Raw genomic sequence first — 21987 nt, 5'->3', positions numbered from 1 at the left:
CGTAGAAAACAATATTGAACAAAAGACATGAGATTCGAATGCTCTCTCAATACATTAAATTACAAAAGTTTACATTATAGGAAATTAAAATATTTGGATTTAATAATTTGATAAAATGGAAATCAATAACTAAAGAACTAAGCCCTCGGCCATAAGAAATTTCGGCAGCAGAGAGTGAGTGCCACAGTTTTTCACCGAGGAAAATATTAACTCATAGCACGCAGCAATGGAGTTCTTTGCTGATGAAACATGTGTTAAAAAAGGAGGACAACCGATGAAAGCTGTACAAAATGGTCTGAAAATAAGCTACTGAGAATGCAGCTTGTAGTAACAATATCATATTAGTGAGTGATTCGAGACGTGCCAGTGTTAAGCTGGTACGTTTATTTTTTTGAAAAAATGAACGTATCTTGTTTGATGAGGGTGAAAGTGTATGAGCGAACTTACTGACATAGCGAACCAAAAGCTGATGAAGGCATTTTTAGTTCAGGCAGATAATCAACAACTATACCAATGTCTGTGTACTTATCCAGAAGATACACAATGCACGGAAGAATTAAAAAGGAGATTTGAAGAATTTCTTAAGGAGATTCGATTGATCAAGTATATTTCATCAATCATTCACTATACAGCCATCGAGCTTTCTTTGCACAAGAGGAAACAAGACGGGATATATCATCCAGTAGACGATTTTGAAAAGTTGGTCGACGGGTTAACTTACACCACAAATGAACTTATCGTAGAGGAAAAACAGTGCTGGAAAGAAGTATTAACGGATAAGAGGTTGCTTGATGCTATCCATAAGCTCACTGAAAAGGAACAAACGATACTTAACCTTCTTTTTCTTGAGAATATCAAAGAATCGGAAGTTGCGTGTCTTTTTGGAGTGTCTCAGCAAGCTATTTCCAAAACAAAGAAACGAGCACTATTGAAGCTAAGAAAACAACTGGAGAGGAGCTAAATACATGAGTCTGTTAACGCTGGTAAAACGAGTACAAAACAATGACAATATTGCAATGCAGGAGATCATAGATAGATTTGAGCCAAAGATTCGCAAATCATTACGCTTCACAAACGCATCTGTTCGCGAAGACATGCGACAAGAAATTGTTTTCCGTTTGATTAAAGCAGTCAAATCGTATAACAGAGCATAATTTTTTTTCGGAATCAGGTTGTATTTTTCATTTTAGATTCTCTTTTATTAGTAACAAGTTAATAACCGCGCGGGAAGTTACTTGGAATAAATTTTGGAGGAAGATAAAGATGGCACGTACACAACTAAAACAATATGCGGATACAATTATTGTTTCAACAGATGAGCTGGATGAACTTGCGAAAGCTATGGAGGATATTCTTGAGTATGGCATTATTGAAATGGATGATAACAAATTGGAGGCAACCATTTCGATTACCGCTGCTTTGGCAGGGCTTGTGTTTAAGCTTTCTCGAATCGGGGGCATCGTGGTAGGGGTTATTGGCTTGGTTACATCCTTATCTACTGATTTGCGAAGTGATTTGGAGAGAAATATTCGTAAAGCGATCAAAGATATGCATGATACTCGTCGTTTCATGAAACGAAATGGATACAGCAAGGTCAAGATCGAGTATCCTTTTATGGACTATAAAAACATGCGACTGATAACAGGTAAGGGAGAAGCTCTTCGAGTGCTTGGCGATCGTTGGGAAGACCTGTAATGAATACGAAAGGAGATGTTCGGTTCGCTAGCCGAATATCTCCTTTTTTCTTTGCACGCGATCTGTTTTTGCAGAAACAACAGTTGTATGGTGACAAATTATTTATTTTTTGCTGAGTTGAACACTTCGTGGATTGCTAAGTCAGGATTGTTTTCAATTTTATAAACAGGGATTTCGTCTGAAGATTTACTGTAAAACTTCATGTAACGAGTATCAGCGAGATATATTGTACCTACATCCTTGTTGTTTTCTTTCACATCAATGGTATACGTATGATTCGTTTCTTTTACACGGTTCGTATCAGCATCATTTGCATCAGATTCACTTTTCATTTTGCGTAGCTCCATTTTTGAAAAATCGCTGAGCACTTTTTGAATTTCCGCTGGGTCAGAAATTTCTACTTTTTCCTTATCTTCATTATTAGTAATGGTCAGCGAGGTTATCTTTTGCTTATCAAATAAGGTGAGGTCATCAAATGCCCAGACTTTGAAGCCAGGAAAATAAATGAGGTTACTGAGCGCAAAAATGGCTAGAAGAGAGAAAATAATGATATAAATTTTTTTCACGGCTTACATCTCCTTTATAGAGCATCTCCGTAGAAAATCCAGGGTTTTTTTAGGGGGAAATGAATGAAATTAATTGCAGTACCACTTAATGGTATCATTTTACAGTTGTTTTGCAAATACCACTTTCTTCCTAAAATCAACAAAAGGGCTTGCTCCAAATGTAAGAGGCAAAACTTGAACAATAAATCGAATTGATCTATGGAAAGGGTTGGATAATATTAGATGTTTGAGTAATTTTATGTTAGTGAATGAAAAAGTCTTGTTGGTCCAGACCGTACAAAGAAATGGGTAGATGAGATGGAGGATAATGTTTTATTATAGGCATGAGAGCGAATGCTTACTCTTTGGCGGGGAAAAATAAACAAGATGAGAATAAGCTGATTTTCGAGGATAGGCTGCGATTTTTGACAGAAAATGAATCCTCGAAAAAAGAGCAACTTCTTGTTGGCATTGAGTAGGAGGAAAGCCTTGTCGTGACTGGGGTTAAGCATGTTAGTCAAAGTCGGTTACATTGAAGACCCGAGAAGTTAGGGGACTGAAACGGCGTGAACGACGAACCGTTAAAAGAAAATAAAGAAGGTTACATTGAAGACCCGAGAAGTTAGGGGACTGAAACTCAGGAAGCGCCAAACAAATCGTAAATTGCCGTTGTGTTACATTGAAGACCCGAGAAGTTAGGGGACTGAAACTTGGTGTAAAGCCTGCATCAATCAAACGACGATAATTAGTTACATTGAAGACCCGAGAAGTTAGGGGACTGAAACCAGGGGCCGCTTTCAGCAAGTCGCTGATCGAAACGCCGTTACATTGAAGACCCGAGAAGTTAGGGGACTGAAACTCGAAGATCGAGCGGAGCGAAGAGAAGTCGATTTCGTCGTTACATTGAAGACCCGAGAAGTTAGGGGACTGAAACGCTGGTTGTCAATAGGAAAGGAGAGAATATCTAATCTAGGTTACATTGAAGACCCGAGAAGTTAGGGGACTGAAACGTAGAAGTGAATATGAGTGGAGAAGTTGACTTTGACAGTTACATTGAAGACCCGAGAAGTTAGGGGACTGAAACTCACTTCTTTCTCCACTTTTGGTGGAGCTGGAACTTTGTTACATTGAAGACCCGAGAAGTTAGGGGACTGAAACCAGGGTAACTCTTTGGAATCGTTTATGGTAATTACCACTGTTACATTGAAGACCCGAGAAGTTAGGGGACTGAAACAGCTCGTCCTTACACACAAATACCGCATTTCCTCGTTACATTGAAGACCCGAGAAGTTAGGGGACTGAAACCGGAGACATTAGAATGGCAAGGTGCGTGGCCTTGGGTAGTTACATTGAAGACCCGAGAAGTTAGGGGACTGAAACTTTGTTTTAATCATGCAATCGATGCCTTTACTCATCGTTACATTGAAGATCCGAGAAGTTAGGGGACTGAAACCTTTGCCTGCATTGCTTTGATCAGTTCCTGGTTGCGCGTTACATTGAAGACCCGAGAAGCTAGGGGACTGAAACAGCGCGATCATCAAACCCGCTACGATGACGGTTTCAAGTTAGATCCAAGCTCCGAAGAACAGGAGATAGATGGATTGCAAAGAAGGGAATATCAAATCAGTTCGAGGGGAAACAGGTATCCATTACAATGAGCTGACTTCATGGAACGAAAGATACTGAGCATCTCTAGAATTTTAAATTTTTTGATCTTTCATCAGATAAACAAAATAACGAATTGCTTCTAAACGGCGTGGAATTTCGGTTTTGGATACAAGCTTCACGTTGTACTTGTCCGAAGGTTTTGTGAGCTGATTTTTTATGTATAAATCATTTCGAAAATTGGAAAGAGGGTAATCCCGCCATCGTGGAGAAGCAATATTAGGGAAATGCGAATGTATCTTGTATCTAAAGGTAATATAGAGAAACTGTAACTGGCTTTGCTCCAGAGTTACTTTACAAACTAAACTATCGTTTACTACTGGACAGACGACAATTCGACTTAGCGAACCTCATAAACCTATAGCTGAAAGTAGAGCAATGTTTTATTATAGACAGGAGAGAGAATGGTTATCCTCTGGCGGGGGAAAATAGACGATATGGGGTACTCAAATGTAGACTTTCGAGGATAGGCTGGATTTTTTAACAGGAAATCAATCCTCGAAAAAAGAACGATCTCTTGTTAGTGTTGAGATTAAGACAACCCTTGGTAGAAGTTGATTCGTTTGCGTTAACCGAGGTCGGTTACATTACAGACCCGAAAAGCAAGGGGACTGAAACCCCCTGTGGTTAGTTTAACAATATCAGAGAAATGCCGTTACATTACAGACCCGAAAAGCAAGGGGACTGAAACCTTTCCGATTGCAACTGCAAACTGGGGAACTGTCTCGTTACATTACAGACCCGAAAAGCAAGGGGACTGAAACTTTTCTTGCCGACACCGATGAAACTCCGCGCCGGAATTGTTACATTACAGACCCGAAAAGCAAGGGGACTGAAACATGTAGTTGAGGTCCAACTCAGCGCGGTGTACACGGGTTACATTACAGACCCGAAAAGCAAGGGGACTGAAACCGGTGAGGATGAGGACTCTAGGGAACACTGGAGTTCTGTTACATTACAGACCCGAAAAGCAAGGGGACTGAAACAGCTAGGGAGGTATTCGGCTACTATGGCGAGTAAGAAGTTACATTACAGACCCGAAAAGCAAGGGGACTGAAACTTGAATCGTTTATTATCAAATATTTTAGATTTACTGGTTACATTACAGACCCGAAAAGCAAGGGGACTGAAACCGTGTTCCTCGATCCGCCGCAGCAGTGGGCAGTATCGTTACATTACAGACCCAAAAAACAAGAAAACTAAAACCGATAGACTGATAAGCGTAGCAGCAGCCGAGTGCCAAGTGCCGAGGAGACTGAAGCACTGCTCGATCATATGTCCAACCAGTTCTTTTTTCCGATTGCATGAAAAACCCGAAACCCTAGAGACCCCGACTCGAAGTCGAGCGGTTGCCTCAAGTACATTTAGTTTTTGCCCGACCTTTACGCTGATCAACGAGGGAATTGTCTAAATTGCACGCCAATAAACCGTAAAACCACTCCCTTATCTTTTGATCGCGCCTTCCCCAATACCTGAGCAATCTGTATAAACCGATATGCATGAATCGCTTCTCAAAAAATCAGCATCTCATAACTATCAGCACTCTCCCAACATTAAACTCTCTGCCTTTACTCATGCAGAGAGTTTTTGTTTTTCTCAGATGCCGTTTACTCCATCAATTTTCGGACGAGACTGAATCTATCCTACTAAATGCTAAATGGGGGTGGATGTTTGTGCAGGTAGTAATTGATGAATACGGATACGCCTTGCGTAAGACCAGTGAACGGCTAGTGATTCGGGACAGGGAAAAGAAAGTTGTGCAGGAGATTCCCTTTTTTCAAGTGGATGATGTTGTGATCTCTTCCAAAGGTGTTTCGATTTCGTCGGATGTGGTTGAAAAGTGCATTGAAAACGGTATACATATACATTTTTTGTCCAACAGAGGGGAACCTTTTGCCAAAGTAGTCTCTCCTTTCTTGCAAGCGACGGTGGCTACAAGAAGGGCACAAATACAGGCGTACAATGATGAGCGTGGTGTGAAAGTCAGCAAGCATTTTGTTCGGGCAAAAATACGGGCTCAAGCCAGTCTCGTTAAATATTGGGCGAAAAATCGGAGAGACAAAAATGAGAATTTGCAAGCGATGTTTCAAACAGCCATCTCCAATTTGGAGCACAAGCTGGATGAATTGGAGGAAATAAAGGGAGCAAGTGTTGATGAGGTTCGCGGAACGCTAATGTCCGTAGAGGGACGTGCTGCATTTGCTTATTGGGAAGTTGTGAAGTGCTTAGTACATCCTGATCTTGGCTTTCAGGGGAGGGAACATCGGGGAGCGAGTGATCCCGTGAATCTTGCCTTGAACTATGGATATGGTTGTTTGAAAAACGAAATCTCGAAGGCCGTTCTCTTGGCAGGACTGGAGGAGTGTGCAGGTTTTCTTCATGTTGATCGGTCTGGCAGACCTTCCTTTGTTCTTGACTTTATGGAGGAATTTCGCCAACCCGTCGTTGATAGAACGGTGCTCTCCATGTTTACCAAAGGATTTGCGCCCAAAATGGAGGAAGAGGCTCTGCATGTGGAAAGCCGACGGGTAATTGCGCAAGAAATTCGGGAGCGTTTGGAGAGCAAGGACAGGTATGAAGGGAAGAAATATCAACTAAAGACGATCATTCAGAGGCAAGCTTACCATCTGGCTACTTATTTCAGAGGCGAGCGAGAGTACAGGCCGTTTGTCTGGAGTTGGTAGCGATGCATCTACTTGTGATCTACGACGTGCAAGATGATAAAGTCCGGAACAGAGTAGCCAATGCCTGCAAAGACTATGGCTTATACCGCGTGCAGTACAGTGCTTTCAAGGGGGAGCTTTCGCTCAACCGGATGCAAGAATTGTTTTTACTTTTGAAAAAGATTCTTGGCGTAGACGTGGGAAACATTCAGATGTACCCGATGTGCGAAAAAGATATAAAGCAGGTGAAAGAAATTGAAAACGTCCACTTTCTCTGAGAGCCGCACTTCCCATGACGGGTTGGAGTTGAATGTCACTGATTTGAAGCAACACTTGTATTGCGCGCGCATTCCTTATTATTTTTATGTGATGCCAGTTCCCCGACCAGTGTCCTACAAAATGAATCACGGTGTAGCCGAGCACATTGAGTTGGATCGTCTCGAAAAGCGAAGAGGGTATCGCTCGTATGGGCTGACAGAAGGAGAGCGATTGTTTCACCTGCAATTGAAGAGTGAATCTCTCGGCTTGTATGGCAAGCTCGATTTGACGATTGCTTATCAGAAAAAAGGGATGACCCACTATATTCCTGTGGAATTTAAATACACGGAAAATCGTATTTTTACAAATGCCAAGTATCAGGCAACCGCGTATGCCATGTTGCTGGAGGAGCATTTTCAAGTCCCTGTTCAGGAAGCGATTATTTATCAAATTCCTACGAAAACGGTACATCCTGTGAAAATAAATGATGCTATGCGCAAACATGTCCAGGACAGCCTGACCGTCATTCGCCGCATGCTGGAGAGTGAGGCGTTCCCCGAACCAACCTCGCGGGCACGCTGTCATGATTGTGAGTACCGGAGATATTGCAATGACATTTACTGAGCAAAATAGCATTGCTGTACTGGAAAAAGCTGTGCGGGAACGGAAAAGCGTCGTTTTTATCGGAAGCCACTCTGTATTCATCCAGCAAAGAAAACAAGAACTGCTACAGGCGACAGGCGGGTATATCGGAATCCAGTGGCTGACGCTGCATCAGCTGGTGGATCGTATTATGCAACAAAATGGGCATTCGTACGTTCGAATCGACCAGCCAATGCGGGAGGATCTGGTAGAGACAGTCATGCTGCGGCTTGAAGAAGAGGGGAAAATTCCTCTGCTAAAGAATAGCTTGCGTCATGCAGGAATGGTTAAGTCTGTTGCCTTGTGGATGGAGGATTTGGAAAAACGTCCCCAAGAGAACTGGCGCTCTATCTTGAGAAGCGTCGCCCTGCCTGTTCTGGCAGAACTCGGTCTTGTCTATGAAGCTTACGTTACACTCGTGGAAAATCGTTCCGTGTCTTACAAGGAAGCCGGACAACTGATGGACATGGCAAGTGAATACTTGAAAGAGCCATATACAGTAGCTGATTTGTCGACGGAGCTTGTCATTGTAGAAGGGGATTTTCCCGAGTTGCCTGAAATTGCAGGCATGTTGGAATCCATCTCCAGACTGCCCGCGGAAGTCATTTTCACCTCACCACATATAGCAAGCAACACGAGCAAGTCTTTTAGGTGTTTAGTGGGAATGAATGTCTATGATGAAATGCAAAAAATAAGCGAAGATATTATTCAGCAGCTTAACGAAGGCTTTTTGGCAGAGGAAATCGCTGTTGTTTGCCCAAATGATGGTTACCTTACAGTGGCGAAGCGCGAACTGCGAGCGAAAGGTGTGCAGGTAAAAGAAGCGGGAAGCAGCTCTTTGTTGAATTTGTCAGTGACGAAGCGGCTTTTGGCAGTAATGGAGCTGAAGAGAACCGACTGGAAACGCACGCACCTGCTGATTTGTACCAGTTTATGTTCCAAGATGGCAGGCATGTCGGATGCAGAAGTCGCCTGGGGACGGGCTGTCATCAAAGAATCGGGCGTTGCTGCGGAGTTTTCCCGATGGCTTGCTTTGTTCAAGGGGCAAGCAGCACGAAGTCGGCTCCGCAATCACTATTTGACAGAAGCCGGAGAGAGCCAGCTTGTTCAAGCGTCTGAAAGCTATGCTCAAAAGTGGGTCAAATTTCTTTTCTGGTTAAGACGGCGTCTTCGAGCTTTAGCAGATGATGAAACGTGGGAGAATCATCTCACTAGCATGTTAGAGCGGATCGATCAAGACGAAAAGTGGATGAGAAAAGGAAAACGAAGCGCCATCCAGAGTATGGAGTACGAAACAATTCGGAGTATTTTCCGAACACGTCGGGAAATTGCCCTGAGTGTTCCCGGTGAGGAACAGGGAAGATTGATCAGTCTGGAACGAGTGATGAAATGGCTGCGTCAACGAATGGCCTTTCATCAGCTGCCTTGTGATACGAAGGGGGAAGGAGTTCATGTCCTTCTGGCGGATCAAATCTCTGGGGCAAAATTTGCTTGTACATATATTGCCGGGTTGGCTGATGGCATTTGGCCACAGTCATATACTCCACACTGGATTTGGCAATTAGTTGAGCAGGACCGATCAATCACGAATGTGAAGCTACCCTCCGCTAGTGAGCAACGTCAAGAAAATGATCGGCTGTATGACCTAGCGGTGATGTCTGGTCAACGGGAGGTCATCCTGTCCATGCCTTTGCGAGGAGAGCGTGGGCGTCTGACAGTTCCAGCCGATTATTTGAAAGAACGTTTTGGAGAAGCAGATTGGCAGTACGTCGAGGGCAAAAGTGATAAGCCAAAATTCAACAAGATTACGAAGAAAAACAGTTTCAAAACAAAAAGCACGGTCGCCCCACGTTTTTTTGACGAGCGTGTACCGATCAGTGTGACAGGAATAGATGATTACGCCAAATGTCCATTTGCTTACTTTGCCAGTCGTGTGTTAGCAGTAAGAGAAGAAGTAGTACGTCATGAAAGATTGCTGCCAACAGATATCGGGAGCATCATCCATCATGTTCTTAGACTGCTGGTTGGGGAACAGCTTAATGCTGTCGATGAGCTTATCCAACAGGCGGCTGTTTATTTGGACGAGGAACTGCAAAGGTATGAACGAAAGTATTGTCTCCATGGTCCAAAATGGGAAGGGCAGTGCAGCAGCCTCAAAAAAGAATTGGAATCGTTCCTTTTGAAAGAAGGCGATCAACTGTTAAGCAGAGAGGGAATCGTTCAACTTGCCGAGTGGGGATTTGGACGAGTGCATTTGGAAAAAATGGACCCCCGTTCAACAGGAGAACCTTTGCTGATTCGCAAAAATCAAAAAGAATTGCGCCTTTCGGGGATTATTGACAGGATTGAACTTGCTTGCGATAGATTCAAAATTATTGATTACAAGCTATCGAAAAGTCCAACCAGCCGGGAGATGGAGTGCGGCTCTGATCTGCAAATGGCATTGTACTTGATTGCCTTTGAGAGCATTGATCCTGAAAAGGCTCAATCAGTGGAGGGAAGATTTTCTGTTTTAAAAGATCAGGGGAGCGGTGGGCACATGGTCTTTTCATCGAAAGCGGAATTTGAAGCTTATAAAACAAGTATCGTGGAGCAGCTTTTCCAGTTGAGGGAAGCGATGGCTTCGGGAGATGTCTTGCCGCGCCCGCGTTCTATTTTGCAGTGCAAACAATGTTCATTTCAAAGCGTTTGTCGAAGGGATGAAGGGAAGACATGGAGAAGCTGACGGAGTCACAGCGACTGGCGGTTGAAGCAAAAGGTTCCCGGATTCTTGTCTCGGCGGGCGCGGGGGCTGGAAAGACGCGGGTATTGACTGCACGCGTACAACACCTGATTGACCACATTGGTATCGCGCCGGAACGGATACTGGCCCTGACGTTTTCAGATCAAGCGGCTAACGAGATGAAAGAGCGAATAGATCGCAAGCTGGGAAAGACAGACGTAACGGTCCTTACTTTTCATCGCTTTTGCGGCAGGATTGTCAGGGATAACCCGCTGCTGGCAGATGTAGACCCGGCGTTTGCCATGCTGGATGAGTCTACATCCCATTCATTTTTGCGTGAAACGATCGAACGGGAATTATACAGCGGCAATTCCGATGAGCTGATCCATTGGGTGGAACAATGTGGCCCAAAAACGGCACTGGATTTGTTTCTCGCTTTTTATGAACATTGGCGGGAGACTTCGTATAGCCTGGATGCGCTTCAGGCAAAAACAGAAGCGCGATTGGCCGATGAGGTAAGAAAGTGCCAGGAGGAAATACAAACGATCATGAGGCAACTCCATACCATTTCCGAGGGAAGTGCAGTTAAAGCATCAGGAACGCTGGCACGAATGGAAAAAATCTTGGCGGCCTGGCAGGTCTATACCCGATTAGGCTGGCAGCGCCCTCATTCAAGAGCGTCAAAAGAGGAAACGGTGTGCTTGCAGGCGGAAAAATGCCTGCACAGTTTGTTCGGTGAAGTGACAAGAAATGTTTCTAAGGAAGTCAAAGATTGTTTTGGGAAACTGTCTGTATGGAAAAAGGATCAGCTTTGGAGAGAGCTTTTGACGGATCAAACGGCACGCTTCCGTGAAAGCTTGTTTGCCTGGATGGAGAGGACAGATCAAGCTTATCGCATGCTGAAAGAAATTTATGGCTGGTGCGACTTTGCCGATTTGCAGAGAAAAGCGTATATGTTGCTTCACGATCATAAAGAACTGCGCGAAAAATATGGCATGATGTATACGCATGTCTTGGTTGATGAATACCAGGATACCAGCCCGATTCAACAGCAGATTCTGGAGCAGCTTGAAGCAGGAAGCGACAGTACAGCATCTTTGTTCATGGTCGGAGATGCAAGGCAATCCATTTACCGATTTCGCGGGGCAGATGTAAGCGGATTTGAACAGATGCGCAAACAGCTGGGAGACAGTGATGCGTACATTTCCATGCGGGAGAATTTTCGTTCTGCTCCTTCCTTGGTGGCGTTTTTTGCAGAAATGACCAGACAATTGTTCGGGGACGGTGAGATCGTCTCAGGGTTGTCTGAGTCCCGTTCATCCAATCAACCAGTTGTGGAAGTATTGATCCCTGCATTGGAGGAGGACTGTGATCCTCGGGAAGCAGAAGCACGGTTAGTGGCTCAGCGTATCAATGAATTAGGTCCTGCATTATGGGGAGATGTTGCCATCCTGTTACAGACGCGGACTCATCTAGCCAAATATCAGCAAGCTTTGGAGGAACTGGAGATCCCATATGTCGTGCATGCAGGAAATGGGTACTGGAAGCGACAGGCTGTCCACGATCTTTATCACCTGGTTCGCTTGGTGGAAAATGTGGAGGATGACATTGCATTGCTCGGTTTTCTGCGCGGGCCGCTTGTTGGCTTGTCTGAGCATGGCTTGTGGAGGGTGGCAGAGCAAGCTGGACTGAGGCAAGGCTTTTTGAACTTCATGGAAAATGAAGACATCAGTTGTTCAGCAGAAGACCGAAAGTGTTTGCGGGAGGCAAAAAGAATATTGCTGAGAGCAAGAAGCCTTCATAAAGTAGCAGGACTGGCTGATTGGCTCCATATGCTCTTGTATGAGGAAGGACTGGCGGAGCAATTGGGCTTTCCGGATTTTGCCCCAGTAATCACTTTGGCAGATGAGCTGGAGAAGCGAGGGGAGTTTCATCTCTCGGATTTGCTACTCTGGTGGCAGCGGCTTCGTGAAGGGGACGATAAGGAGGATACCCAACAAAAAGAGAATGCGCACGGCAAAGTCAAAATCATGACCATTCATGCAGCGAAAGGGTTAGAGTTTCCGATTGTGTTTGTCCCTGACCTTTCCCATCGGTACACAAAAGGAATCGGGAGGCTGCATTTCAGTCGCGATTGGGGCTTGGCCAATCAGCATTATCATCAGGACGTCAAAGAGTGGCTCCCTACACTCGGCTATATTCGTGCTTGCGAAGACGAGCGCAAAGCCGTGATTGACGAACAAAAGAGATTGCTGTACGTTGCCATGACACGTGCGCAGGAACAGCTGATTTTCTCTGGGGCTGCCGCCTCTTTTACGGATAAGCCTTCCATTGAAGAGTGCTCCAATTGGTTTGATTGGCTCCCGTTTCTTGTTCCCGAGTTGCGGAAAGGGGCAAGCGATCAGGTGATACGAAGACCGGACTGGAGTTTGCAAGTAAGGGTGGGGATGTCGCATGAGCCATTCTTGCGTGCGACGCAGAAAGTCACTGCGATGGAAAAGCTCGATTCTCCAACAAGTGAGAAGCATGTAACCGCACGGAAAAACCGCTTTTCGCAACGAATATGGAGCGTGTCAGAATGGGTCGAGCTGTTGGCAGATGAACAGAAAAAGCAGAAGAGGAACGAGTCTGTCTCCTATTGGCGTCACGAAAGCAACCGTTTGCAGGCATACGAATGGGGCCATGTCTTGCATCGGATATTGGAGCATTTGCAAGGGGACCATGACCTGGATTATGCTTGCGAGCATCTTTTGAAAATGGCACTGGCTTCGATAGGACTGACGAGTCGGGAGGCGCATGAAACCGCCTGGGAGCACGTGAAAAATGATGTAGCGACCTACATGAAGAGTGAACTGCATAAGGAATGTCGTCGGGCGAAGACTCTTCACAGTGAAATGCCGTTTGCAATCCGATTGTTCGGAGACGATCAGGACAAAGGCTCCTTGTTGCTGAATGGAGTCATGGACAAGGTATGGGTAAGGCCAGACGGCAAGGCTACCATCGTGGATTTCAAAACGCACAAGTACAAAAATGCGGCACAGGCCAAACGAATTGTCGAAACATACACACCTCAGCTTCAACTGTATGCGCATGCGGTAGAACAGTTGCTGGGGTGGCGAGTGGACCGTGCGGGTCTGTACATGACTGCTACTGGCAGTTACATGGAAGTCCCTTGCGATTTGCGAGCAAGAGGAGTGTTATTCGAAAAAATGCACGAAATCTGGACGAAAGCAGCCATTGTCCCTGAAAGCGAGAAGCGCCTTTTTTCCTTGTGAGGAGGCGTTTTTTGCCGTTGATGCATGGAGGAAAGTTAGAAGCAATCCCGAATTTATCCAGATAAGACCCGATCAAGGGGACTGGCAAGGAGGCTAACCGTTGTTTGAAGAACTGAGAATTGCGCAATATCGTTTTACTTTGGAGGCAGGGGAGCAGGGGCTGGAGCTGCCGGCCTGGAAGGCGTCGACTTTTCGCGGAGCTTTTGGTCACGTGTTCAAACGCTTGTCCTGTATGCATCCTGAGCAAGCTTGCAGCTCCTGTACAGCCTTATCTTACTGCGCCTATCCGTACATTTTCGAAACCAGACCGGATCAAGAGGACGGGTTTATGGGGAAATACGATCAAGTCCCTCGTCCATATTTGTTCGAGGTGCCGCAGGATAAGCAGACGCACTATGAAGCAGGCGACTTGCTCACGTTCGATTTGCGGCTGTTTGGCAAGGCGATTGATTACGCTCCTTTGTTCGTGACGGCTTTTAAAGAGCTGGGGCGGGAAGGGATCGGCAAAGGCAGAAAACCGTTTCGGCTCATTCATGTGGAAAACAGGGACGAGTACAACGGGAAGCATCGAAGCATGTACATGAATCTTGAGAGCGGGATTGTGCACCAACCAGTTGTCCTGACAGGTAAAGAGATTATAGAGCGGGAGCGTGCTCGGATAGACGGAGCTGGTGGCGTGGAGAAAGTGATGATTTTTTTTGAAACGCCTTTGCGGTTGAAGTGGAAAGGCCAATATACGACTGATGTGCAGTTCTCTGTGTTGTTTCGCACTTTTTTACGCCGTATGACAGGTTTGCTGCAATTTCATCATGATGTTCAGCCAGAGTGGCCGATTCGTGAACTGGTGGAGCGTGCGGAGAGAGTGAGACTTGTGGAAAAGCGGGTAAAGTGGCTTGATTATGATCGGTATTCTGTGAGACAGGATGTCAAGATGAAGATGGGCGGAGTAGTGGGATGGGCTGTGTATGAAGGGGAGATTGCGGAGTTTCTACCGTGGTTGAAGGCAGCCGAGCATACCCATGTTGGGAAGAATACTGCGTTTGATTTGGGGCGGGTGAGAGTATTAAGGTAGATGTGGATTTTACCATGATAGGGTTGCAGTAATGTAGTCAGCATATAATAAGAACATTGATACGAACGTAAAAATCCTTTTAAAGTGGAGAAAAACGAATGTTGCAGAAGTAAAAGAGGCAAGCGTCTTTTAGTTAAATTGGATTTTATGTATAATATATCCAAAAGGCAGAGCAGCCTTTTGAATTGGGATCCCATTTTTAACCATACCTATTTTTTATTTAAAATAACCAAATATATAATTTTGAATTTATTGATGAAGTACAATCGCAATCCCTTATTCTTAAATACAATTTGAGTGAATTAGTAAAAATTTTGTTCTAAAAATATCTCCTCATCACATAGGAATTGAGTATGTCTGTGAATGAGGAGGCGAAAAAATGGTTAATTTTCGTTTTTGGTTTGTTCTAATCGTGATCAGACCAGAGAAGACAAAGAAGACGTTATTGAAACGTAAATAACGCTTCCCAGAGAGGTGATGAGCGAGATCACCTCTCTGGAATATATGCGTTAAAAAATAGAAAATGACCCAAATAAAACACGGGGACTGAAATTTATTATTCTTAACAATGTTGAGAGTGTTTGAAACGTATGACCCGACAAAAGGGGACAACGTTGTTTCATAATCAAAAGGAGTGAGTTCATGAAAAACTTTTTTTCCGAACTTCTCAAAACCAAACCAGATGAGGTGGCAGTTGAACCTCATCCATACCAACTACAAGTCGCAAACCTCCTATTAGAAGGCCGCAATCTTGTCCTAACTGCCCCCACCGGAGCAGGCAAGACATGGGCAGCCCTGTTCCCTTTTTTGTATGCACGTAAGAAAAAACTGGAATTTGCGGACAGAGTCATCTATTGCTTGCCACTGCGCACATTAGCTTCCTCCTTGTACGAATCAACAAAGCAAAAACTTGAAAGACCCGACCTCAAATCAGTCTTGGATATTAAAACAACACTCCAAATGGGCAACCAACCAAACGATCCGCTGTTCCAAGGCGATGTCATTTTCACGACCATTGATCAATTGCTGAGCGCCTACATCGGCTTGCCTTTCGGAACGTCAAAGGCAGCGGCCAACATTCCTGCCGGAGCTTTGATCGGTGCGTATGTGGTCATTGATGAATTTCATTTGCTGTCCTACACGGAAGCGCTGCCGACATTCCTGGATATGATGAAACGGCTGCACCCGTATACGCGCTTTTTGCTGATGACAGCTACTTCTCCAGAGCCGGTGGTGTCGGCACTGGTGACACATCTCGATGGCATGAGCGTGGAATTGCAATCAGCAGAGTTGAACAAGCTGTCCACGAGAAAGCGCAGCCTGTACTGGCGCGACAAGCGAATGAGCGGCCAGGATATTGCAGACAGACACCAGGGCGGACGAACATTGGTCATTGTCAATGAAGTCAAACGGGCGCAGAGCTTGTACTTCGAGCTGGCGGACATCCTGGAAAATCAGGGGCGGTCAATCGAGGTCCGCGTATTGCATTCGCGCATGTTCCCCAAACACCGGGAAGAGGTGGAGTCTTGGGTGACGCAAGCTTTTTCCCGGGATTCGGAAAAGGAAGCGATCCTGATCGCGACCCAAGTCGTAGAAGCCGGGCTAGATATTTCTGCCACACTTTTGCTGACAGATTTGTGTCCAGCCAATGCGCTTTTGCAGCGGGTGGGGAGATGTGCACGTTTTGCCAATCAGGAAGGGACTGTGGAGGTGTACTCGCTAAGGGAAGGAGGCGTAGAACATTTTCTGCCATATGTCTCCTCGCAGCGTAAAAAGGAAGAAAACGACGATTACCAAATCATGCTTGGAACGGAGCGGGCGCTGAAGGAGCTTGAACCGGGAACAATCATCACGCATGAATTGGAAAAGCAGCTGATCGAAACGGTGCACGGCGCAATTGACCAGAAACGAATCGCGTTGGTCATGCATGATCTGTTTTTGCGGGAAGATCAAGTTACCAGGGCTTTGATACGCGGAGATGCAGAGATGGGCGAGCTGATCCGGGCCATCGATAATGTTTCGATCATTATTCATCACTCGCCTGAAGAGGTGGATTTGCATCGGAAGCCGGAAATGGTCTCCATCGGGCGCAGAGGGCTTTACTTTTTTCTGAGCGGCTTGGAGTGGACAGCGGAAAAATGGGAAAACAACCAACTGATTTTTGTTCCCCAGTTTCCAGACGATCAGGATATTTCAGCGCGTGTGGTATGGAAGCCGATTCGATCTCCCAAAGAAGTCCTCGCTCATATGACGGTGCTTTTATCGCCCAAGCTCGCGAAGTACGATCCGGTTGTGGGATTGCAGCTTCAAAAAGAGCCGTTGAACTGCGAAGAAGCAGGGGAGTGGGTGTCGGAATTTTCGGAGAATGAACAAAAGGTATCTTCCCAGCGTTTTAGCTACCAGAGAGAAACGTATTTGGAGCACGTACAAGACGTTCGCAAAATCAACAGAGAGGAGAGAGCGAAATATTTACAGGCAACGAACTTTCTTTCCAAAAGGTTTCGGATGAATCCAGTCCAAGTGGAGGAAATAGCTGATCTGGTGACAGCCTTGCACGATGTGGGGAAGCTGGGAGTGGAAGTCCAGCGAAAAATGCGTCGCTGGCAGACGGAGTACAAACAAAAAGCAGAGCTGGAATTGCTCGCTCACACCGATTTTGATGCCACGAATCCGGAAGAGCTGGCTGCTTATCGGATAGGGAAATACAGGCCGCCACATCATGCTGTGGAAGGGGCGGTTGCTTTGCAGGAATGGTGTGGAAAGACATTTGACAGGAAAGTTGCGGTTCCGCTCCTGCTTGCGATCATGCGCCATCACAACGCTTACAGCAAGGAGTCTGACACGATTGTCTTTTGCAAGGGAGCCAGAGAGCATGTGCTGAAAAGTCTGCAAGATTTGCCTTATGAGCCGTTTTTAAAGCCGCAAACGATTCAGCATCGCATGGACGAGCTTGTGAGTTGGCTGCGCAACAACGATGTGCTGGCGATGTACTGGTATTTATCACGCAGATTGCGGCTCGCGGATCGGGCATCTCAACAGCTAAAAAACCGGAAGAATGACGGGAAGGAGGAAACAGATGACTGGTTATCGTGAGTTTTTCGTGGGAAAGCGAACAGGGACCTATGCAGACACGCTTGCTGCTGTCGGTTTGACGAAAATGCTTCGGGCCTTGCAAGGAGGAGATGGCTCGCTGGTAACCGTTACGGAGCAGAGCAGCCGATTTTGTGTCGAGTTGGCAGAGCCGATCGAGCTGAATGCAGAAAGAGTCTCCATCCTGCAACGGGAGCCGCTCTACTCTTTTATCGTGACAAAGCCTGGGGAAAATGCTCCTGATGGTATCGTTCCCTATGATTATGTGGCGAACAAGGCGATCGCAGATGCTTACCGGGAGGAGCGCAAACGGAAAAAGGGAGGGGAAGAGCGGGAGGAGCTTCCGAATGTATCGCCCCGTTTTTATGTCTACCAAAAAGTCAATGTGCTGCAAGGCATCAGTGCCCGGAACAAATTGCTGGAGGAGATTGTCTACGCGAAACCGGAAGAGCTGGCACAGGCGGTAATTGCGAAATTGAAAGCTCTTGCAAATGGGCAACTCACCAGTGAGGCTGCAACTAAATTCAATCCTAAAGTCGCTGCTGTGCAAGTGTTTAATCCGAGCGTAGGGAAAGGAATCAATCGCCTAAAAGCAGATGGTGCAACACGTGGTCCGTTGCCGTCTTCGTTTGTCGACTGGTTTGAGGAATGGTTGCGTTTTATCGGTTCAGATGTTGTCCTATCTGGAAACTCGATTGGTGACGACATCAAAATGAACGTGGTGGTTCCGGCAAAAGCGAGCTACCGTCATCTGAACGAGTTGGAAGAGCATAAGTTCAGCTATGTGCGCACATCGCGGAAGGCAGACATATTGGCTGTTTTTGACTTGGTTTTGTTCCTCGTGAGTAAAGTAGATGTTTCAACAGATGCATTTTGGAGTTTTCGGATGCAAGTCGGCGAGACGCCCAGGGATATCTTTTCCGCTGTTCAGACCGCTTATTTCAAATCATTAGGTTCAGCCAAACCCATTTCCAATATTGCGAGCATCGGCTTGCCGCATTGGTTTAAAGTGCGGGATGAAGCGGATATCGCACGGTGGGAAACGCTCATCAAGGAGCATCGCGACGTGTTGTTTTTACTGGATGAGGATAAGACGGAAGAAGCCGAGTTGCTCCATTTGTACCGCGATTTTCTTTCCGGCGATGATTGGCTGTCGTTTCTCCGATTTCTGGGCAGCTATGGTTGCTGGAGCATGAAGCGCAGGGAAGCTAAAAAACCGATGAGGTCTTTTGTGAAAAATCATTTGGAGGAGTTGTTTACGTTGAGCCAACCTCGGCTGCCTGTAGTAGATATTATCAATAACTCCGGCTTTCAAAACATCGCCAAGGCGATCAGACAAGCGACGGTCAGCGAGCAGTATGTAAAAGCGAAGGGCAGACAAATTTTTGAAGTCAAATACGGGCTGTTTCAGGAAATCAAAAGAAAAGCCAAATTTCGCGAGGAGCTGCTGACGGTCATTAGCGATTTTATTTCCCAATTCAACTATGAAAACGCGAGACGTGAGGAGCAGTTAAGGGAAGCGCCAGGACGTCGGCGCAAACGGGTCTCTATGCAAGATTTACAAGAGTTTGCCGAACTGATGGACCGTTTTCCGAGTCAAAAGGAAACGGAAGCGATGGCGATGCTGTTGATCGCCTTTGCCTCGTGCAAGGATGGCAAGGGAACAGATGCAGATACAGATACAGAAGATCAAGAAGTAGACTTGGCATATACAAGTGAGGAGGAAGAAATATGAGCGTACCGTTTCAGTCTTTGTCAATCTCGGGATTGCTGACTCTCGATATGCATGCTTTGAACAATGAGGGAGCCGAGGGCAATCAGCTTCAGACACGCATGGTTCATATCGTGGATGGAGAGGGAGAGCCAACCGTTGTCAATGCGATTTCCGGCGATATGTTGAAACACATGCAAGCCGAGCATTTGCACGGGATTGCGGTGGAAAAAGGCTTGCCGTTATGTGCAGGCTGCCAGAAGTTTAATGCAAACCGGATCAACGCAGATAGTGACTTTATTCAAACTCTTGGAGACAAAAATGCCATCGGAGAAACGGTAAAAAAAGTTCTCCAGCATTGCGCCGTGGATGATCTCGAAGGCGTATTGATTACCCAGGGCGGGCGCTCTACTCCACGGAAATCTACGGTGGAGTTTGGCTGGATGATCGGCCTCCCGGACAAAACAAGGACCGAATCTTATTTTCATGTAAAATTCGATCCGAATCGTGGGCAGGGATCGGGGGGAGAATCTGGCGCCAATCTCGGACAAAACATTTTCTACAGACCAGCCAGCTCCGGCGAGTATGCCGTTGTCATGAATGCGGAACTATCCCGGGTCGGGTTTAACGATGTGGAGCGCGAGCATCAAATTCCGGTCGAAGCGCGCAAGGAGAGAGTAAAGGCGTTGCTGGAAAGCGTTTTGCTCACTTTTATCAAGCCGCTTGGTGCACATAGAAATACGCAATTTCCGCACATTTTGAACTTTACAGGTGTTGTCTCTGTCTCTGCATCTACTGTGCCAGCCCCGACGGTCAGCCCTCTGAAGAAAAACTTTTCCGAGGAACTGTTGAGCATACAGGAACAGTTGAACCGACTGTACCCAGAGGCGATTACCACCTATGAGTATTCGTCTCAAGCTGAATTTACAAAAATCATGGTCGATTTGATCGAACAGGTAGGGTAAATGTATGTGGCTTGTGACTACGTACTCGCCCAACGCTCTGTTTTCCTTGAGGACGTCATCTTCGACAAGCTCGGGTGGAAAAACGAATCTCGTACCAACCATGTACAGTGTAAAAATGGCATTGCTTGATGCCGCTTTTCGCAAAGGAATCGAGGGGAGAGAAATCTTTTCCTGGATTCGCGATTTGGATATCCGGTTTGAGCCACCCAAACAGGCCATTGTGAATAACAGTTTCGTCAAAATTCAAACGGAGCCAAAAGACAAAAAGGCAGGACCTGCGTTCATCTCTTCCGTAGGGTTTCGCGAGTATGTTTTCTTTGAGGGAGAGCTTGCCATCGCGATCCAAACAAGGGAGCTTGCCGAACAGCAAGTGTCTTTGTTGAAGGAGTTGCTGCTCCATTTGCATTATTTGGGGAAACGAGGAAGCTTTCTGCAAGCGGTGGGTCAAGAAGTATGCGAGAAATTGGGGCAAACTTTCAGTGCCTTGCTTGGAGAACCAACCGCATTCAGTGAATGCGTGGTGATGCAATACCTCGATGACATGGGACCCAAGGCAACCTTTGAAAGCATCAGTTCTTTTGATGGTACGAGTGCAAAGATGGGACGAGACCGAGTTATGAAAACAGTGTTTATTCCGTATCACCAAAAGCGGGCAAGCAGGGATTTTACTTGGTATACGCGTGAAGAGAGTTAAGTGGTTTGGTTGGAGCAGGGGCAGAAGACAGAAGGCTGCCCCTCCCCTTTTAGGTGAAGAGATTGGTTGTGGTGTTGTTGTCAGGAAAAGATGGAAGGGTCTTATAAAAATGGGGAAAATGATTTATTATTGACATGAGAGTACATTGTTATGCAGAAGAAAGTGAATACTAAGGCTAGGTATTAGGGGTAGCGGAAAAGCAATACAGACGAAAAAAGGGATTTTCGAGGATCGAGCGTGTTTTTTGGCAGAAATGCAATCCTCGAAAAAAGTGAGGAATGCTTAGGGCTGTGAACGCGTGTAAAGCCTTGGTATTACTGAGTTTAGTTGTGCCGATCGAGGTCGGTTACATTGAGGACCCGAGGAACGAGGGGACTGAAACATGTTTCAAGCCAGCATGCTCGAAAAATGTTCTACTGGTTACATTGAGGACCCGAGGAACGAGGGGACTGAAACAGCCCATAAATGGCAGCAGGAATCAGTGCGAACGGCGTTACATTGAGGACCCGAGGAACGAGGGGACTGAAACCGTAAAACCACCAGCAGAATTACCGAAGCCTGGAACGTTACATTGAGGACCCGAGGAACGAGGGGACTGAAACCAGGGCAAGGTGGAGGAGAACCTCAAGGCGACGCAGGAGGTTACATTGAGGACCCGAGGAACGAGGGGACTGAAACTAACGTCCAAAATATCAGTGACGTAAAACAGGTCTTGGTTACATTGAGGACCCGAGGAACGAGGGGACTGAAACAGGTTTGAACGCGCTATGGAAAACGCGCTTGAGAACACGTTACATTGAGGACCCGAGGAACGAGGGGACTGAAACTTCATCACGTAAACAAAGAAAAAAACAAATCGAAATGTTACATTGAGGACCCGAGGAACGAGGGGACTGAAACCTAAAAAGCCCCTTAGACACGTTTTGAACGTAATGGGGGTTACATTGAGGACCCGAGGAACGAGGGGACTGAAACTCCCGTTGTTATCAA

Annotated in this window: 14 protein-coding genes and 3 CRISPR repeat arrays; of the genes, 13 read left to right on the top strand and 1 reads right to left on the bottom strand. The window is 46.1% G+C overall.

Annotated features, from left to right (window positions below; translation table 11 throughout):
- Positions 1-433 precede the first annotated feature (433 nt).
- From EDM60_RS19730 to EDM60_RS19720, 3 genes are all read left to right on the top strand, one after another.
- Complete coding sequence (locus EDM60_RS19730) at positions 434-961, top strand: sigma-70 family RNA polymerase sigma factor (protein ID WP_122965514.1); 528 nt, start codon at positions 434-436, stop codon at positions 959-961.
- Positions 962-965: 4 nt separating this feature from the next.
- Complete coding sequence (locus EDM60_RS19725) at positions 966-1154, top strand: helix-turn-helix domain-containing protein (protein WP_122965513.1); 189 nt, start codon at positions 966-968, stop codon at positions 1152-1154.
- 109 nt (positions 1155-1263) lie between these two features.
- Complete coding sequence (locus tag EDM60_RS19720; protein ID WP_122965512.1) at positions 1264-1695, top strand: hypothetical protein; 432 nt, start codon at positions 1264-1266, stop codon at positions 1693-1695.
- Between the two features lie 98 nt (positions 1696-1793).
- Here the strand turns inward: EDM60_RS19720 and EDM60_RS19715 are convergent, their stop codons facing one another.
- Entirely contained in the window at positions 1794-2261 is a 468-nt protein-coding gene (locus tag EDM60_RS19715) for a hypothetical protein (RefSeq protein ID WP_122965511.1), read from the bottom strand.
- Positions 2262-2766: 505 nt separating this feature from the next.
- Positions 2767-3767: a CRISPR direct-repeat array (repeat unit 37 nt; unit sequence GTTACATTGAAGACCCGAGAAGTTAGGGGACTGAAAC).
- A 718-nt stretch (positions 3768-4485) separates the two neighbouring features.
- Positions 4486-5038: a CRISPR direct-repeat array (repeat unit 37 nt).
- Between the two features lie 540 nt (positions 5039-5578).
- Between EDM60_RS19715 and cas1 the strand changes: the two genes are divergently transcribed.
- The 10 genes from cas1 to EDM60_RS19665 all read left to right on the top strand — a co-directional run bounded on the left by cas1 (position 5579) and on the right by EDM60_RS19665 (position 20997).
- Positions 5579-6589, top strand: coding sequence for a CRISPR-associated endonuclease Cas1 (gene cas1, locus EDM60_RS19710; protein ID WP_208715229.1), 1011 nt, complete (start codon positions 5579-5581; stop codon positions 6587-6589).
- A gap of 2 nt (positions 6590-6591) precedes the next feature.
- Complete coding sequence (cas2, locus tag EDM60_RS19705) at positions 6592-6846, top strand: CRISPR-associated endonuclease Cas2 (RefSeq protein WP_122965509.1); 255 nt, start codon at positions 6592-6594, stop codon at positions 6844-6846.
- On the top strand, positions 6824-7450 hold the full coding sequence (gene cas4 / locus EDM60_RS19700) for a CRISPR-associated protein Cas4 (RefSeq protein WP_122965508.1): 627 nt from the start codon (positions 6824-6826) through the stop codon (positions 7448-7450). The genes cas2 and cas4 overlap by 23 nt, the downstream gene beginning before the upstream one ends.
- Positions 7437-10193, top strand: a complete 2757-nt coding sequence (locus EDM60_RS19695; RefSeq protein WP_167470347.1) for a PD-(D/E)XK nuclease family protein — start codon at positions 7437-7439, stop codon at positions 10191-10193. The genes cas4 and EDM60_RS19695 overlap by 14 nt, the downstream gene beginning before the upstream one ends.
- Positions 10181-13465: a UvrD-helicase domain-containing protein gene (locus EDM60_RS19690; protein WP_122965506.1), complete on the top strand. Its 3285-nt coding sequence runs from the start codon at positions 10181-10183 to the stop codon at positions 13463-13465. The genes EDM60_RS19695 and EDM60_RS19690 overlap by 13 nt, the downstream gene beginning before the upstream one ends.
- A gap of 100 nt (positions 13466-13565) precedes the next feature.
- Positions 13566-14537, top strand: a complete 972-nt coding sequence (gene cas6, locus EDM60_RS19685; RefSeq protein WP_122965505.1) for a CRISPR system precrRNA processing endoribonuclease RAMP protein Cas6 — start codon at positions 13566-13568, stop codon at positions 14535-14537.
- Between the two features lie 642 nt (positions 14538-15179).
- A complete protein-coding gene (gene cas3 / locus EDM60_RS19680; protein WP_122965504.1) occupies positions 15180-17630 on the top strand; it encodes a CRISPR-associated helicase Cas3' in 2451 nt (816 codons plus the stop codon).
- Positions 17614-19362: a hypothetical protein gene (locus EDM60_RS19675; RefSeq protein ID WP_122965503.1), complete on the top strand. Its 1749-nt coding sequence runs from the start codon at positions 17614-17616 to the stop codon at positions 19360-19362. Before cas3 ends, EDM60_RS19675 begins: the two co-directional genes overlap by 17 nt.
- The gene (locus EDM60_RS19670; protein WP_122965502.1) at positions 19359-20303 is read left to right on the top strand and encodes a DevR family CRISPR-associated autoregulator; all 945 of its coding nucleotides are present in this window, start codon (positions 19359-19361) and stop codon (positions 20301-20303) included. The genes EDM60_RS19675 and EDM60_RS19670 overlap by 4 nt, the downstream gene beginning before the upstream one ends.
- Positions 20304-20487: 184 nt before the next feature.
- Positions 20488-20997, top strand: coding sequence for a type I-A CRISPR-associated protein Cas5 (locus EDM60_RS19665; protein ID WP_141254171.1), 510 nt, complete (start codon positions 20488-20490; stop codon positions 20995-20997).
- Between the two features lie 345 nt (positions 20998-21342).
- A CRISPR array of direct repeats spans positions 21343-21972; the repeat unit is 37 nt; unit sequence GTTACATTGAGGACCCGAGGAACGAGGGGACTGAAAC.
- Between the last annotated feature and the right edge of the window lie 15 nt (positions 21973-21987).

The sequence above is a fragment of the Brevibacillus parabrevis genome, assembly GCF_003710905.1.
Lineage (GTDB): Bacteria > Bacillota > Bacilli > Brevibacillales > Brevibacillaceae > Brevibacillus > Brevibacillus parabrevis.
This window is presented reverse-complemented; position numbering and strand designations above follow the sequence as displayed.